At 61.0% G+C, this 13,966-nt stretch carries 16 protein-coding genes and 1 other RNA gene; 7 read left to right on the top strand and 10 right to left on the bottom strand.

The genetic code is table 11. The features are described from left to right. Nucleotides 1-22: 22 nt before the first annotated feature. Complete coding sequence (locus ABDX79_RS16895; protein WP_346221474.1) at nucleotides 23-607, bottom strand: thioredoxin family protein; 585 nt, start codon at nucleotides 605-607, stop codon at nucleotides 23-25. A 49-nt stretch (nucleotides 608-656) separates the two neighbouring features. Next, the gene (locus ABDX79_RS16890; protein ID WP_346221473.1) at nucleotides 657-1,391 is read right to left on the bottom strand and encodes a cytochrome c biogenesis CcdA family protein; all 735 of its coding nucleotides are present in this window, start codon (nucleotides 1,389-1,391) and stop codon (nucleotides 657-659) included. Nucleotides 1,392-1,531: 140 nt separating this feature from the next. Here ABDX79_RS16890 and ABDX79_RS16885 point away from each other — a divergent pair, with 140 nt between their 5' ends. Both ABDX79_RS16885 and ABDX79_RS16880 read left to right on the top strand, forming a co-directional pair. Further along, entirely contained in the window at nucleotides 1,532-1,921 is a 390-nt protein-coding gene (locus ABDX79_RS16885; RefSeq protein ID WP_463671191.1) for a thioredoxin fold domain-containing protein, read from the top strand. 14 nt (nucleotides 1,922-1,935) lie between these two features. Then, nucleotides 1,936-2,289, top strand: a complete 354-nt coding sequence (locus tag ABDX79_RS16880; RefSeq protein WP_346221502.1) for an ArsR/SmtB family transcription factor — start codon at nucleotides 1,936-1,938, stop codon at nucleotides 2,287-2,289. Nucleotides 2,290-2,347: 58 nt separating this feature from the next. Here the strand turns inward: ABDX79_RS16880 and ABDX79_RS16875 are convergent, their stop codons facing one another. After that, the gene (locus ABDX79_RS16875; RefSeq protein WP_346221471.1) at nucleotides 2,348-3,253 is read right to left on the bottom strand and encodes a mechanosensitive ion channel family protein; all 906 of its coding nucleotides are present in this window, start codon (nucleotides 3,251-3,253) and stop codon (nucleotides 2,348-2,350) included. 478 nt (nucleotides 3,254-3,731) lie between these two features. Here ABDX79_RS16875 and ABDX79_RS16870 point away from each other — a divergent pair, with 478 nt between their 5' ends. Both ABDX79_RS16870 and ABDX79_RS16865 read left to right on the top strand, forming a co-directional pair. Then, nucleotides 3,732-4,484 carry a class I SAM-dependent methyltransferase gene (locus ABDX79_RS16870; RefSeq protein WP_346221470.1) on the top strand — a complete coding sequence of 251 codons (753 nt, stop codon included), beginning with the start codon at nucleotides 3,732-3,734 and terminating at the stop codon, nucleotides 4,482-4,484. Between the two features lie 131 nt (nucleotides 4,485-4,615). Beyond that, nucleotides 4,616-5,701: a YeeE/YedE family protein gene (locus ABDX79_RS16865; RefSeq protein WP_346221469.1), complete on the top strand. Its 1,086-nt coding sequence runs from the start codon at nucleotides 4,616-4,618 to the stop codon at nucleotides 5,699-5,701. 173 nt (nucleotides 5,702-5,874) lie between these two features. Here the strand turns inward: ABDX79_RS16865 and ABDX79_RS16860 are convergent, their stop codons facing one another. Both ABDX79_RS16860 and ABDX79_RS16855 read right to left on the bottom strand, forming a co-directional pair. After that, the gene (locus ABDX79_RS16860) at nucleotides 5,875-6,603 is read right to left on the bottom strand and encodes an outer membrane protein (RefSeq protein WP_346221468.1); all 729 of its coding nucleotides are present in this window, start codon (nucleotides 6,601-6,603) and stop codon (nucleotides 5,875-5,877) included. A gap of 264 nt (nucleotides 6,604-6,867) precedes the next feature. After that, complete coding sequence (locus tag ABDX79_RS16855; RefSeq protein WP_346221467.1) at nucleotides 6,868-7,770, bottom strand: MBL fold metallo-hydrolase; 903 nt, start codon at nucleotides 7,768-7,770, stop codon at nucleotides 6,868-6,870. A 236-nt stretch (nucleotides 7,771-8,006) separates the two neighbouring features. Here ABDX79_RS16855 and tal point away from each other — a divergent pair, with 236 nt between their 5' ends. Beyond that, nucleotides 8,007-8,951 carry a transaldolase gene (gene tal / locus ABDX79_RS16850; RefSeq protein WP_346221466.1) on the top strand — a complete coding sequence of 315 codons (945 nt, stop codon included), beginning with the start codon at nucleotides 8,007-8,009 and terminating at the stop codon, nucleotides 8,949-8,951. Between the two features lie 45 nt (nucleotides 8,952-8,996). On the opposite strand, the gene ABDX79_RS16845 is transcribed toward tal, so the two are convergent. The 3 genes from ABDX79_RS16845 to ABDX79_RS16835 all read right to left on the bottom strand — a co-directional run bounded on the left by ABDX79_RS16845 (nucleotide 8,997) and on the right by ABDX79_RS16835 (nucleotide 11,681). Beyond that, nucleotides 8,997-9,716 carry a Crp/Fnr family transcriptional regulator gene (locus ABDX79_RS16845; protein WP_346221465.1) on the bottom strand — a complete coding sequence of 240 codons (720 nt, stop codon included), beginning with the start codon at nucleotides 9,714-9,716 and terminating at the stop codon, nucleotides 8,997-8,999. 407 nt (nucleotides 9,717-10,123) lie between these two features. Then, the gene (locus tag ABDX79_RS16840; protein WP_346221501.1) at nucleotides 10,124-10,945 is read right to left on the bottom strand and encodes a TIGR00282 family metallophosphoesterase; all 822 of its coding nucleotides are present in this window, start codon (nucleotides 10,943-10,945) and stop codon (nucleotides 10,124-10,126) included. Nucleotides 10,946-11,039: 94 nt separating this feature from the next. Next, nucleotides 11,040-11,681, bottom strand: coding sequence for a glutathione S-transferase N-terminal domain-containing protein (locus ABDX79_RS16835; protein WP_346221464.1), 642 nt, complete (start codon nucleotides 11,679-11,681; stop codon nucleotides 11,040-11,042). 110 nt (nucleotides 11,682-11,791) lie between these two features. Here ABDX79_RS16835 and ABDX79_RS16830 point away from each other — a divergent pair, with 110 nt between their 5' ends. Beyond that, nucleotides 11,792-12,313 (top strand): CAP domain-containing protein, encoded by a 522-nt coding sequence (locus ABDX79_RS16830; protein WP_346221463.1) that lies wholly within the window; start codon nucleotides 11,792-11,794, stop codon nucleotides 12,311-12,313. Between the two features lie 13 nt (nucleotides 12,314-12,326). On the opposite strand, the gene ABDX79_RS16825 is transcribed toward ABDX79_RS16830, so the two are convergent. Beyond that, a complete protein-coding gene (locus tag ABDX79_RS16825; protein ID WP_346221462.1) occupies nucleotides 12,327-12,905 on the bottom strand; it encodes a 5-formyltetrahydrofolate cyclo-ligase in 579 nt (192 codons plus the stop codon). A gap of 74 nt (nucleotides 12,906-12,979) precedes the next feature. Continuing rightward, nucleotides 12,980-13,137, bottom strand: a non-coding RNA gene (ssrS, locus tag ABDX79_RS16820) — 6S RNA. A gap of 216 nt (nucleotides 13,138-13,353) precedes the next feature. On the opposite strand from ssrS, the gene hslV reads away from it, so the two are divergent. After that, nucleotides 13,354-13,908, top strand: coding sequence for an ATP-dependent protease subunit HslV (gene hslV / locus ABDX79_RS16815; protein WP_346221500.1), 555 nt, complete (start codon nucleotides 13,354-13,356; stop codon nucleotides 13,906-13,908). The last annotated feature ends 58 nt before the right edge of the window (nucleotides 13,909-13,966 follow it).

Genomic DNA, 13,966 nt, shown 5'->3' with positions numbered 1-13,966 from the left:
GGGACAAACGCCGCTCCGACGCTCACTCAGCCGAGCTGCCCAGCTGACCACTCTCCTCCAGCTTGCGCGCATGATATTTCTGGAAGTGTTCGTCGGTGTCATAGCCCTTCTCGTTCACCCACTGGAACATGTGCAGGAACGTGTTCTTGCCGAAGGCGCCCGGCATTGATGCGACGGCGGCATCGGCAACGCTCGCGTTCTCCGGCACATCTTCCGGCATGAACAGGATCGTCGGCGTAAAGACGACGCGCCATTTGCGCGCAGCCGTTTTCTCGCTCAGCGTCTCGCCGTCGAGATCGGTCACCTCCTCGTCGCCGAACATGTTGTACTGCACCACGGAGAAATGCTCCTTGATGTAGTCGGCGACCGCCGGATCGGCGAGGAGCTCCTCGTGCATCTTGGCGCAGTAGATGCAACCGCGCTGTTCGAAGACGATGGCGAGGCGCTTGCCGTTCTCGCGCGCCGTCTCGATGTCCTCGGCGACATCCTTGAAGGTCAAGGAAAACCAGTCCTCCTTGTGCAGGCCGTCGTCGCCCAACTCGGCTGCGGGAGCGCCGGACGCGAGCGCCAGCGCAACGAGGCATGCGGCTACCAGGGTCTTCAGCATAGTCGTTTCCTCCTCATGGCCGTTTCTAGATGCCGTATCGTAGCCAAGCCTAACCGATCGTTGCGAAAACCGGGAACGTCTCCAGAAGCCAGTAGGAGATCGTCGCCATCTGGCCGGTCGCAAACAGGATGCCGGTGAAGACCAGCGCGCCGCCCATCACCTTCTCGACAATCGCCATATGCTTTCGGAACCGCGATGCCCAGTCCAGAAAGCGCGTCGCGAACATCGCAGCGAGCATGAAGGGCAGTCCGATGCCGAAGGAATAGGTCGCAAGCAGCCCCGCACCGCGCAGGGCCGTGTCTTGGCTTCCGGCGATGAAGAGGATCGCCGCCAGAACCGGACCGACGCAAGGGGTCCAGCCGAAGGCGAAGGCGAGCCCCATGACATAGGCGCCGATCGGCCCGGCGGGCTTTGCGCCGATATTGAGCCGGGCTTCGCGGTAAAGCAGCGAAATCCGGAAGACGCCCAGAAAATGCAGTCCCATCACGATGATGAGAATGCCCGCGATCACCGAGAGCGTATCGAACCATTCGGCGATGGCCTGTCCGATCAGGCTCGCGGTCGCTCCAAGCGCGACGAAAACCGTTGTAAAGCCGATGACGAAGGCGAAGGACGCGATCACGATCCGCCGTGCGACCGCCGGATCGGCACCCTTGGCGCGCACCTGATCGAAGCTGATGCCGGCGAGATAGGCGAGATAGGGCGGCACCAGCGGCAGGACGCAGGGCGAGACGAAAGACAATAGTCCCGCAAGGAATGCTGCGCTAAAACCCACATCGAGCATTGGTCTTCGACCCCCCGCCGACGAGTCCCGCCCCTTGTTCTTTCAGGGGGTAAACGCGATATGCGCTTTCAAGCCCGTCAGTCATTTATATAAGAATGCATATGTTTCGATGCATTGTAAACGCACCCCGGAAAGCCGCCGTGATTAAGCTGGCTCTCCTCCTCTGTCTCGCCGGTCTCGCTCCGGCGCAAGGCCTTGCCGCCGAACTCCTCATGCTCGAACAGCCGGGCTGCCCATGGTGCAAGCGTTTCAACGAGGAGATCGCACCCGGCTATGCCAACTCCGCTGAAGGCGAGATTGCCCCGCTCCGCCGCGTCGACATCACAGAGGATTGGCCGAAAGACCTTGCCCATATCCGCAAGGAGCGTTTGACCCCCACCTTCGTCCTCATGGATAATGGCGAGGAAATCGACCGGCTCCGCGGTTATCCCGGAGACAATTTCTTCTACAGCATGCTTGGCGAGATGCTGGCGAAGCTGCCGGACGAGAATGGCGTGAGTGGCGTGAGCGACGAAGAGGCAGAACGTTGAGCCAGACTGCGAAGCTGTCGCTTCCGAAATTCGACGCGTCCGCATCCGAGGCGGAGATCAAGGCCTTCTTCGATCAGGCGCGCAAGGCGAGCGATCTCCTGAAGGCGATGTCCCACGAGACCCGCCTGGTGATCCTGTGTCTCCTGTCGGAGAAGGAACGCTCGGTCGGCGAGATCGAGACCATTCTATCCATGCCCCAGGCCGCGATTTCTCAGCAGCTTGCCCGCCTGCGCTTCGACCGACTGGTGAAAACACGCCGCGAAGGCCGCACCATCTATTATTCGCTGGCGAGCGAAGAGGTGACGAGCCTGATCGGCACACTCTACGATCTCTTCTGCGAACCGGTGCGCGGCGACGGAACGGCGTAACGCAGAAAGATCGCCGTCGGCCGTCGCGATCCGAGCTTCACCACTCGCTGCAACGCTTTCAGCTTTCGTTGCCGGCCCAGTTCGTCATGGTGACGGTGCGGTGGGGATAGGGAATCTCGATGCCGGCCTCATCCAGCGCTTCCTTGACCGCGCGCTTCATGTCCGCCTGATAGGCGAAATAGTCGCCCGACGAGACCCAGGCCCGCACGAGGAAATCCACTGAGCTGTCGCCGAGATTGTTCACCTTCACCATGATGTCGGCATCGTCCTTGGTGCGGCTGTCGTTGGTCAGCGTGTTGCGGATCACCTCCTCGGCCTTGGCGAGGGACGCATCATAGCTGACGCCGAACGTCCATTCGGCTTGCCGGTTCGGATAGACCGAGTAGTTGTGGATCGTATTGCCCCACACATCCGAATTCGGAACGATGATCTGCACGTTTCCGATGCTCGCCAGCTCGGTATAGTTGATGGAGATCTCCTTGACCGTGCCCATCTCGCCGTTGGAGATCGAAACGAAGTCTCCCTCGCGGAACGGCCGGAAGATGATGATCATCACACCGGCGGCCATGTTGGACAGCGCGCCCTGCAGCGCCAGCCCGACGGCAAGGCCGGCCGCACCGACGGCTGCGACGATCGAAGTCGTCTGGATACCGAAAGTGTTCAGGATGAAGAGAAAGGTGAAGCCGAGAATGACATAACGCGCGATCGAGCCGAGAAACTTGAACAGCGTGTTGTCGAGATCTTTGCGCTTTTCCGCATTCCGGCGGATCTTTCGGCTCACCCAGCGCGAGATCGTCAGGCCGACCATAAGGATGATGAACGCAAGCACGACATCCCCGACGATGCCGAGAATCGAGTCCAGCGTCACATAGTCCGAGATGCTCTGATCGCCGACGAGGTTCATCGTGAAGAGGTTGTTCAGGAAGGACGTGAAGCCATTCCAAATGGATTGCAGCTGATCCATCGTCTTTGTGTCTTTCTTGCTTTTGGCCGGGGCGCGGCATGCCGCCGGACGAGCTCGATGACGTGCCATCCGGTCTAGGTAGCGAAGCTGCCAAAAAGAAAACCGCCCGCAACACAAAGAATAACGCGCCACCTATCGGCCCCACGCTTTGGGCCGCTCCTCCTGCGAAGACACGCCTTCAAGGGCGTCCTGAAGAATCTCGTGAGGATCGAAAGCGGCTATGGCCCTTCCATTCTGGTGGGTCAGCCGGGATCATCAAGGCAATAGGCCGGCCGACAGCCGGGCGACCATGTGGTCTGGCCAGGATGGCCAGCCACCGCGCAACCTGTCTCGGACTTGATTCAAAGCCGATATATTAACGGTTTATCTTAGGTGTATTGCAACAGTTTGCTTTTTGACGGCCGCGTGCGGTGCTATTTCACTGATCGACATCAAGCATTCTCCCATCGATTCCCCGATTTGACGAACGGATACAATCATGTCCCTGACAGGAGTTGTCGATCAATGGCGCCCGGAAACCGGCGCCGGCGGGTTCAGCCGCGACGACGAAGCGGTTAACTTCTACACCCGCATCAACGCTCTCGCGCGGCCGGACATGGTTGCCGTCGATCTCGGCGCAGGTCGCGGCGAGCGCTACCAGAAGGGCACGTCTCCCTATGTGCGCTCGCTCTGCAATTTGCAGGGAAAGGTTCGCCATCTGATCGGTCTCGATGTGGATCCCGTCGTCCGCTCTCATCCCTGTCTCGATGAAGCCCATGTGATCGACCCGACCTCGCCCTACCCGCTCGAAGATGAAAGCGTCGATCTGGTGATCTGCGAATATGTCGCCGAGCACGTGGAACACCCGGAGGTCTTCGCCAGGGAGATCGGGCGCATCCTGAAGCCGGGCGGCTGGTTCTGCGCAATGACACCGAACAAATACGGATATGTCGGCCTCGGCAACCTGATCGTTCCGCCAGCCGTAAAGGACCGGCTGATGCGGATCGTGTGGCCCGACAGGCTTCCGGAGGATGCGTTTCCGACATTCTACCGGCTGAACACCCTCGGCCACTTCAAGAAGGCGTTCCAACCGGCGAACTGGGACCACCACAGCTACACCACCGCCGCGACGCCGAAATATCATGCGAACCGGTCTGCGCTGTTCGCAGCGGTCGGTCTCTATCAGGCCCTCATGCCGGCTCCGCTGCAGACCAATCTGATGGTCTATCTGCGAAAGAAGGAGCAGGCCTGAGATGCGACGGGAAGCCAGATGGGAACGCCGGGCGATCTGCCCCGGCCTTCGGTAGCCGGCTTGTCACTCCTGTGAACGAGGCGTAACCTTCGCCTCGTCAAACGCTCGAAAGAAGCGTTTCGGGAGGAAAGATGATCATCGAAAGCGGTTATGCGCCGCTGTTCGCCGGCTGCATGGCGGGTCTTGTCATGGGCTACGCCGCGCGGCGGCATCATTTCTGCACGCTGTCCGCGCTTGAAAGGCGCTGGTATGCGGCCGACAACACGGGCGTGCGGAGTTGGGGCCTCGCCATTCTCGTCGCGATGCTCCTCACCCAGGGTCTGGTCTGGGCCGGGCTCTTCGATCCTTCAGCGAGCTTCTATCTCGTCCCCTCCTTCGGCTGGACCGGCGCGATCCTCGGCGGCCTCGCCTTCGGCTTCGGGATGGCGCTCGTCGGAACCTGCGGCTTCGGGGCCCTCGTGCGGCTTGGCGGCGGCTCGCTGCGCGGCCTCATCGTCGTCATCGTGCTCGGTATATCGGCGCTTGCGACGCAGCGCGGGATCTTCGCGGCAACGCGTCAGTCGGTCGTCGAGGGGAACGCGCTTCACCTCGCCCGGTTCGGTTCGCCGGACCAGTCGCTGGGCTCTCTCGCAAGCAGCCTGATCGGTCTCGACGTTTCGGGCATGATGACGATCCTCGTGGCCTTTGCTCTCGGCGTCTGGATCTTCCGGGACCCGTCTTTCCGCAAAGAGAGCAGCCGCATCATTTCCGGCGCGACGATCGGCGCGGTCGTCGCCTTCGGCTGGTTCGCGACGAGCCTGATCGAAGCGCACTCGTTCTGGCCGACCCAGGTGGAGAGCGCATCTTTCGTGATGCCGCCGGGCGACCTCATCCTTGCCATCGTCGCGGTGACGGGCAGCTTCCCCGATTACGGCGTCGGGCTTGTGATCGGTGTCATCGGCGGTGCGGCGATCGCCGCCTGGCGCCATGAAGATATCCGCTGGGAAGCCTGTGACGATGCCCGCGAACTCTCGCGCCATCTGGCGGGCGCGATCCTGATGGGGGTCGGCGGCGTCTTTTCCCTCGGCTGCACGATCGGCCAGGGCATTTCCGCAGCTTCCCTTTTGACGATTTCCGCGCCCATCGTTCTCGCCTCGATTGCGATCGGCGCCCGGCTCGGCCTCGCCTATATCCTCGAGGGCTCGATCCGGAACGCCTTCATGGCGCGGGCCCGCTGACCGATTGTCAGCTTTCGGCGACGAACTGGTAGGCCGCGCCCCGGCGGCCAAACGCAACCTCGCAAAGCGTCATACGAAATCCGTTTGATCGCCTCCGCGATAACGGATTTCGAAACGCTCAGGTGCCGCGCGGGCTTCGATATCATCTTCGGCGTAATCGGCCGGACATGGTATCAGAAGCGAAAGTTCAGACCGGACTTCACCGTGTGAAACTGGACGTCCTCATCGACCTTCACGCCGTTCGAGTTCGAAATCTGGTCATTGCCCAGGTCGTAATATCCGTACTCGGTCTGGACGGAGACATTGTCGGTCGCCTTCACCTCGACGCCCGCACCAAGGCCGTAGCCGTATTTCGTGCCGCTCTCGCGGGTCTCGGTGGTCGACGTCACGACCCCACCTGTCCGTACTGACTGGTCGATGGCTGTTTTCGTCGAACCGTAAGCAAGGCCGCCATGGCCATAGGCGAGGACGCGCTCGCCGCCATAGCCCGCACGTGCGCGAACCGTTCCGAGATAGTCGAGCGATGTGCTGGCCGTCTGCGATATTTCGGACCCACCGACCCGCTCGCGCGTCGTGACCTCACCATCAACATTGGTGAGAGCGATGTCGGCGACGCCGCCGAGAACAACCTGACCGAGCTGAACGTCGTATCCGGCCTGAACGCCGCCGATCGCGCCGCCGGCGGATTGGTCGAAGCCCGTGGAGTCAGAACGGTCATAGGAGGTTTCGCCAGAGGCCAGAGCCCCGAAGCCGCCCACATAGCCGCCCGTCCAGTCGGCGGACGAGCCCTGCTCGTAACCGCCGGACATGGACGATGCCGGGCTGTCATAGGTGAGGTCGGCGGCGTGAGCAGCCGAACCAGAGGCAGCGAGGAAAAGGGTCATCGAAAGAAGCTTGCGCATGGCTGTTGCCGCGATCCTTAAAAAGCGATGAACCCTGTCTACCGCTTCTTCACCATGCTGCCTAATGGTTCTATCATATAAGGAAAACAAAGCGTTAAAGGGCCATCGCCGTTCGCAGCCCCACAAATCCGGAACCGTCTCGAAAGACTTGCAATCATCGGGGCCGAAGACGCGATTCCACTTGTCGGGGCTACAGCCGAGGCATGGTGAAAGCGCGCGCTTCCTCATCTAACAGCGATCGTACACTGAGAGTGAGAGACGACGTCAGGCCGACGATGGAACGAACTTGTAGGCCGCGCCACTCGTCTCGACCCGGCCCATGCCGCCATCGGGCAGATGGAAGCCGACGAACCGCATCCTGTCATTCGCCAATCGGTCGAGCAGCCGCTTGCGTGTTGTCGCCCCGGCTTCACTGTCCATATCCGCGCCCCAGGCAAGGTCCGGCCGCAGGAACGAGATCGGATCGTTCGAGATCGCGTCGCCGACGACCATGGTCGGCTCGTCGCCATGAACGACGAACGCCGTATGGCCGGGCGTGTGGCCTTCGGCCGCCACGGCTTCGACACCCGGCAGAACCTCCTCGCCCGGCTTGAAGAAGCTGAGGCGATCCTCCATCGCGTCGAACCGGTTCCGCGCACCCACCACGAAGGTCTGTCGCTCCTCGCCCACATGGCTGAGGGCATCCTCCGAATTCCAGAAGTCGAACTCCTCCTGCGACATGTGATAGTTCGCCTCGGGAAAGAGCAATTCGTCGAACTCATCGACGACACCCCAGAGATGATCCGGATGGGCATGGGTGAAGATCACATCCTTCACCAAGGCCGGATCGATCCCCGCCGCTGCCATGTTCTGGGAAAGATTGCCTGCGCTCGCCATGAAGTTCGGTCCCGAACCGCAATCGAAGACGATAAGTCCTTGTGGCCCCCGGAACGCGGTCACATTGCAGGACACCTTGAACGTACCCTCGGCGGCGACCTCCTGAAGGCTCATGCCCGGGATATTCTCGGGCAGGCCATTCGGCAGCAGAAAATTGGTGGGCAGCTCCAGAAAGCCGTCGCTGATCGTCTCGATCGTTCCGCCTTCGGCCGCAAAGGCCTTCCGGGAGAGGAGATTGGTGCCCATCAGCCCCAAGGATGCAGCTGACATCACGAATTCGCGCCGGTTCATGTCTTTCCCTCCCGATCCAGTTCTTCCCTGAGGCGAGACATAAGGTTTTCACTATCTTTTAGCCAGCAGACCCGCGGTCACGGTTCGATGACCGGGCAGCATCGGCCAATGACCTGTTGAGACGGATCGGCAGAGACTTGCGGCTGTCCTGCCAGAGGAAGACAATCGTAGCGGCGATTGCTATAGCACCCTGAACACTGAACGAACCGGCGAAGAACCGACAGGGAGGATGACTGATGGCCAGCGCACTCGATCAATTGAGGGACATGACGACGGTCGTTGCCGATACCGGCGACTTCGAAGCGATCAAGGCACTGAAGCCCATCGACTGCACGACCAATCCCAGCATTATCTTGAAGGCGATCCAGTCGCCGACGTCCGCGGATATGGTCGCCCGTGAGATCGAAAGCGGAAAGGCCAAGGGCAAGACGCCGCTCCAGATTGCCGACGCCCTGACGATTGCGGTCGGTACGGAGCTGACGAAGATCGTGCCGGGCCGCGTCTCTACCGAGGTCGATGCTGAACTCTCCTTCGACAAGGAGCGCTCGCTTGAAAAGGCGCGCAACATCATCGCCGCCTATGACGAACAGGGCGTTCCGCGCGAGCGCATTCTCATCAAGCTCGCCTCTACCTGGGAGGGCATCCGCGCCGCCGAGGTGCTGGAGGGCGAAGGCATCCAGTGCAACCTGACCCTCCTCTTCTGCCTCGAACAGGCGGTCGCCTGCGCGGATGCGGGCGTCTTCCTGATCTCGCCCTTCGTCGGCCGGATCACCGACTGGTATTCCAAGCGTGAGGGCAAAAGCTTCGAGGCATCGGAGGACCCGGGCGTCAAATCGGTGCGGCGGATCTACGACTATTACAAGAGCAACGGCATCGACACCGTCGTCATGGGTGCATCGTTCCGCAATACTGGGCAGATCAAGGCCCTTGCCGGCTGCGACCGGCTGACGATTTCGCCAAACCTCCTGCAGGAGCTCGACGAGGACCAGAGCGATCTGCCACGGCAGCTGTCGGAAGATCAGGCAAAGCCGATGGACAAGATGCCGATGGGCGAAAGCGAATTTCGCTGGGGGCTCAACGGTGATCCGATGGCCACCGAAAAACTGGCCGAAGGCATCCGCAACTTCGATGCAGACCACAAGAAACTGCTGAAGCTCATCGCCGACAAGCTCGAAGCCTAAGTAAAGCCGAAAATGACGGGACCGGGCCTTTGCGGGTCCGGCCCTTCAGAACTCGAGCGGGCCCAGGATACGCTCGTACTCCTCCTCGGGCATGCCGTAGGAGCCGCCAGCTATTTTAACGAGCTCCTTGCGCTGAAGAACCGTGATACGACCGCGCTGTGCGCGGATCATCCCGGCGCCCTCGAGATTGTGGGTCGCGAGCGTGACGGTGGAGCGCCGCACGGACAGCATGGTGCTCAGGAAATCATGGGTCAGTTCGATTTCGTTTCCGCCGAGCCGGTCCTGACACATGAGCAGCCAGCGGGCGAGACGCTCCTCCACCGTATAATGGGCATTAGCAAGCGCGGTCTGGTTCGATTGCATCGCCAGAACGTGGCGATAGCGCGACAGAGTATGCGCTATCTCCTGACGCTCATTGGCGATCTCGGTCAAAAGTTCGGCGGAAATCGTCAGCGCACGGCCGGCGACCTGCATGAAGCTCGTATGGGGCAGAGAATCAACGCCAATGGTCGCCGCTGCGCCGACGACGCCTTCCGGCCCCACGATGCCGATCTCGGCGATGCGCCCGTCCGCCGATGTCAGCACCAGTGAGCAGACACCGCTTTCGATGAAATAAGCCGTCTCGATCCGCTGGTTCGCCCGGATCAGATCGTCTCCGCGGTTGAAGTCCATCTCGCGCAGATGCGGTGCCAGCGTCTGGAAGGCTTCCTCGGACAGCCGGCGAAGCAACAGATTGCGGCACATTTTATGCGTAATCTCGGACATCCCCGGTGCAGCCCCCATTTGCGAGGCGGAGTCGCAGCCACGGCCGGCGGCGGACACCCGATATTCTCCCCGATTCCAGTTGAACCGTGTGTAGGCAGAGCCGATGCGAAATCAAAGCAAGTGTGCGATAGCCGACAATGCGCGATCGAGACGAGATCAATCAGGCCGGAGACGGAAAGGGATCAGAGTACTCGAGAATTTCTCAAGGAAGGATCTTCTCAGAAGGGACATATGATGAGCGATCCCAATGAATACGCCTTGGTCTTTCGAGTACTATTGCTCAATTCCTTGCAGCCGAAACCGCCTTACGCGAATAAAACCTTCGCCTCAGCTTCTCAGCCATCCGATCTGAATCCATCAAATTGATCAGTGCATCTTTCGGCGTCGATTTCACGTGCGATTCGAATTCACCAAAAATCCGGTACGCTCTCGCTGAGGCGGCCACCGAGCCGCAAGGGCGCGACGTTTTCCGCAAGGCCGGTGCGATCTGAGATGTCGACAGCCAGGCCACAGATGGTCGCCGGACCTTGCGCGGCCTCGAATCGGCCTTTCGTGATCTTAGTGACGAATCGGTTGAGCGGCTCCTCCTTGTCCATGCCAAGGGAGGAATCGTAATCACCGCACATTCCCGCATCGGACTGAAAGGCGGTGCCGTTGGCAAGGATCTGATGATCGGCGGTCGGCACATGGGTGTGGGTGCCGACAACCACGCTCGCCTGCCCGTCGAGAAAATGCCCCATGGACTGTTTCTCGCTGGTCGCTTCGGCATGGAAATCGAGGATGATCGCATCCGCGGCCTCGCCCAGCGGACAGGACCCGACGAGGTCGCCGGCGCAGGCAAACGGATCGTCGAGGTCCGGCGACATGAAGACCCGCCCCATGATATTCGCCACGAGCACCCGTGCGCCATTGCGCGCTTCGTAGACGCCCGAACCATTGCCGGGCGCGCCCTTGGGATAGTTGAGAGGCCGCAGGAACTGCGGCTCGCTCGGCGCAAATTGCAGCGCTTCGCGCTGGTCCCACACGTGGTTTCCCGTGGTGACGACGTTGGCGCCGGCATCGATCGTGTCGAGAAAGATCTGACGCGTGATACCGAACCCGCCGGCTGCGTTTTCGCCGTTCACGACGACGAAATCGAGCCTGAAGTCGGAGATCAGCCCGGGAAGCCTTTCGAACACCGCATTTCGTCCGGATCGACCGACCATGTCGCCGAGGAAAAGAAACCGCATGTCACGTCCAGACTGGTGATTGAAGGCAAGCGACGGCAGAGCCTCGCCCTTCCCGAAGAAGGCGAGGCTCTGCCTTGTCGCCAAGCATAGCGTCCTAGCTTTTCCGGGCCTTGGCGTCTTCAAGCTTTTCGAGGGCGCGCTTCACGGCCGGTCGTTCGCCGATACGGTTCACCCAGTCGGCAAGCGCGTCGTACTTGTCGGTGCCGTGGCTGGAGAGCTCGTTCATACCCGCCTTGGCCCAGCTCCAGTTGATCATGTCGGCGATGGAATAATCGCCGGCGAGCCAATGATTCGATTGGAGGTGCTTGTCGAGAACCCCGAGAACACGCACGGATTCATCGCGATAGCGCTTGATCGCGTAGTCGATCTTCTCGTCGGCGGCGTTGTTGAAGTGATGATACTGGCCGATCATCGGACCGGTATTACCGACCTGAAAGAACGTCCAGGACAGGCACTTTGCGCGCTGCGGCGAAGAGCGCGGCAGAAACTGGCCCCTCAGTTCGGCGAGATAGACGAGAATTGCACCGGATTCGAAGACGGGCTCCACATATCCGCCGCGCGAACGCTCGACGAGCGCGGGAATTTTCGAGTTCGGATTGATCGCAACGAAGTCGTCGGAGAACTGCTCCTTCGAACCGATGTCCACCATGTGCAACTCATAGTCCATGCCGCATTCTTCCAGCATGATCACAGGCTTCTCGCCGTTCGGCGTCGTCCACGTATACAGTTCGATCATCGATTTGCCCTCAAATTGCCGCGCGCGGATGGCTTTGGAAGGAGGATATTAGGGCGATAATGCCACAAGGAAAAAGGTGCCGGCGCAAGCCGGCCGAACGAGGCAGTGAAATGGCGGCAGTTTCGAACGTGATGCGATCCTTTCTCTTCGGCGTCCTCTGCATCGCCGGCCTGAGCTTGGCCGGGTGCAGCGGCGGCACGCCGGGGTCCATCGACGTGTCGGGCACACGGACGATGCAGGTCGACCGGGGCTACGCATTGTCCAGCGTGAACGCGCTGCGGGCCCGGAACGGCCTGCAGCCGCTTCGCTATTCCGCAACGCTGGATCAGGCCTCCGAGCGCCAGGCGAAGGCCATGGCGGCTCGCAATAAAATGAGCCATTCGCTGGAAGGAAGGCTTTCGGCGCGGGTGTCGCAATACGGCTATAACTGGGGCTCGATCGCCGAGAATATCGGCTATGGCTATCGCGATACCCCTGCCGCCATGCAGGGCTGGATCAACTCGGCCGGCCACAAGAAGAACATCCTCAATCCCCGCGTTACCGAAATGGGGTTCGGCATGGCGATGGGCCCGAACAACATCCCTTATTGGGCCATGATCTTCGGCACAGAGAATAAGATGCGGCTTCGCTAAGCGTCGGCAGGCCTCAGGCCGGGCGGATAACGCCCTTCTCGGTCACGACCGCGTCGAGATAGCGGTCATGCTCGGCCATAGGCACAGCGTCGATTTCCTGAACCGCAAATCCCGTGCCGATCAGGCGCGGGGTCATGCCCTTGTCGATCAGCCGCTGGATGGCCCGGTCGTAGAAGCCGCCGCCATAGCCGATGCGTCCGCCCGTCCTGTCGAAGGCCGAGAGAGGCACGAGCATCACGACAGGTTCGAGGACAGCCGCATCCACGCCCGGCGAGACCGTGCCGAAGCCCTGCTCGACAAGTTCGGCGCCGCGCGTCAGCTCGCGAAACTGAAGCTCGTTGTCGACGATCGCAGGAACACAGAGTTTTGCGCCGCGATCGGCGAGATGGGTCATCAGCGGCCTGAGATCGACTTCCGACCGGATCGGCAAGAAGCCCGATACGATCGTTCCAGGTTCTAGATCGGCGAGCAACCTGTCGCCATGCTCGGCGACCATCAGCGAGGCTTCGATCCGCTCGACCTCGTCCATGGCGTCCCGGCGGGCAAGCGCCGCCTTGCGCAGTTCACGCTTGCGTTCCTTGAAATCGGACATGATCCCTCCCGCTCGGCCACCATTCGTAAAAGGGTGTCCTAGCACGACTGTCAGTTCGCTTTCATGGGAAGAATTGGCGAGCCAGCCGGCCGATGGTCGAAGTCGATCCCGGGAACCTACAAAGTAGGTGGGCGCCATATGCCCTGGCCCACGGGCCAAGGCAGGGACAGCTCCCAATGGAATGACTAAGGCCCCGGGGAATAGTTACGCCTGTCGAACCGGCCAGCCCGCCAAGACCAGATATAGGCTGGAACTGGCCCCGGCGAAAGAGCTTCCCGAAGCGATTTCCATCTTATCGCTTCGCGACCCGAACGCCTATCGATTGGAGGGTGTTCGCCGATCATGCGCCGCGACTTCATAAACGGCGCCGTCCTCCCCACATTGTCGCAGAGAAAAGGCTCCGGCGAGGAATGACCGGGGAGCGAACAGACGGAACGACAGTGAAATGATGGACAACCATAAGCCGGACCAGATGTACGGAACGACGATCGTCACGGTCCGCAAGAACGGATCGGTGGTGGTCGCCGGCGACGGGCAGGTCTCCCTCGGCAACACGATGATCAAGGGCAATGCCCGCAAGGTGCGCCGGATCGGCAAGGAGGGGCAGGTCATCGCGGGCTTCGCGGGGGCGACGGCGGATGCGTTCACCCTTCTCGAACGCCTGGAAGCCAAGCTCGAACAATATCCCGATCAGCTGATGCGGGCCTGCGTTGAGCTTGCCAAGGACTGGCGCACGGACCGGTATCTGCGTCGCCTCGAAGCCATGATGATCGTCGCCGACAAGACCGTGACCCTAACGCTGACCGGCAATGGCGACGTTCTGGAGCCTGAGGAAGGCGTGATGGCGATCGGCTCGGGCGGCAATTACGCGCTTGCCGCGGCCAAAGCTCTCCACGAGACCGACTATTCGGCCGAGGAAATCGCGCGACGCGCCATGAAGATCGCGGCCGACATCTGCATCTACACCAATCACAGCGTGATCGTCGAAAAGCTCGACAGCTGATCTCGGGTTTCGGGTGCGCCCTCGCCGAAAGAAGGGAGCACCCGCCGCCTCACTTGTT

Origin of the sequence: Fulvimarina fulva (assembly GCF_039652615.1) — a bacterium.
In the GTDB taxonomy this organism is placed as follows: domain Bacteria; phylum Pseudomonadota; class Alphaproteobacteria; order Rhizobiales; family Rhizobiaceae; genus Fulvimarina.
Note: the sequence above shows the minus strand (reverse complement) of the source record. Positions and strands in the feature narration are given on the sequence as shown.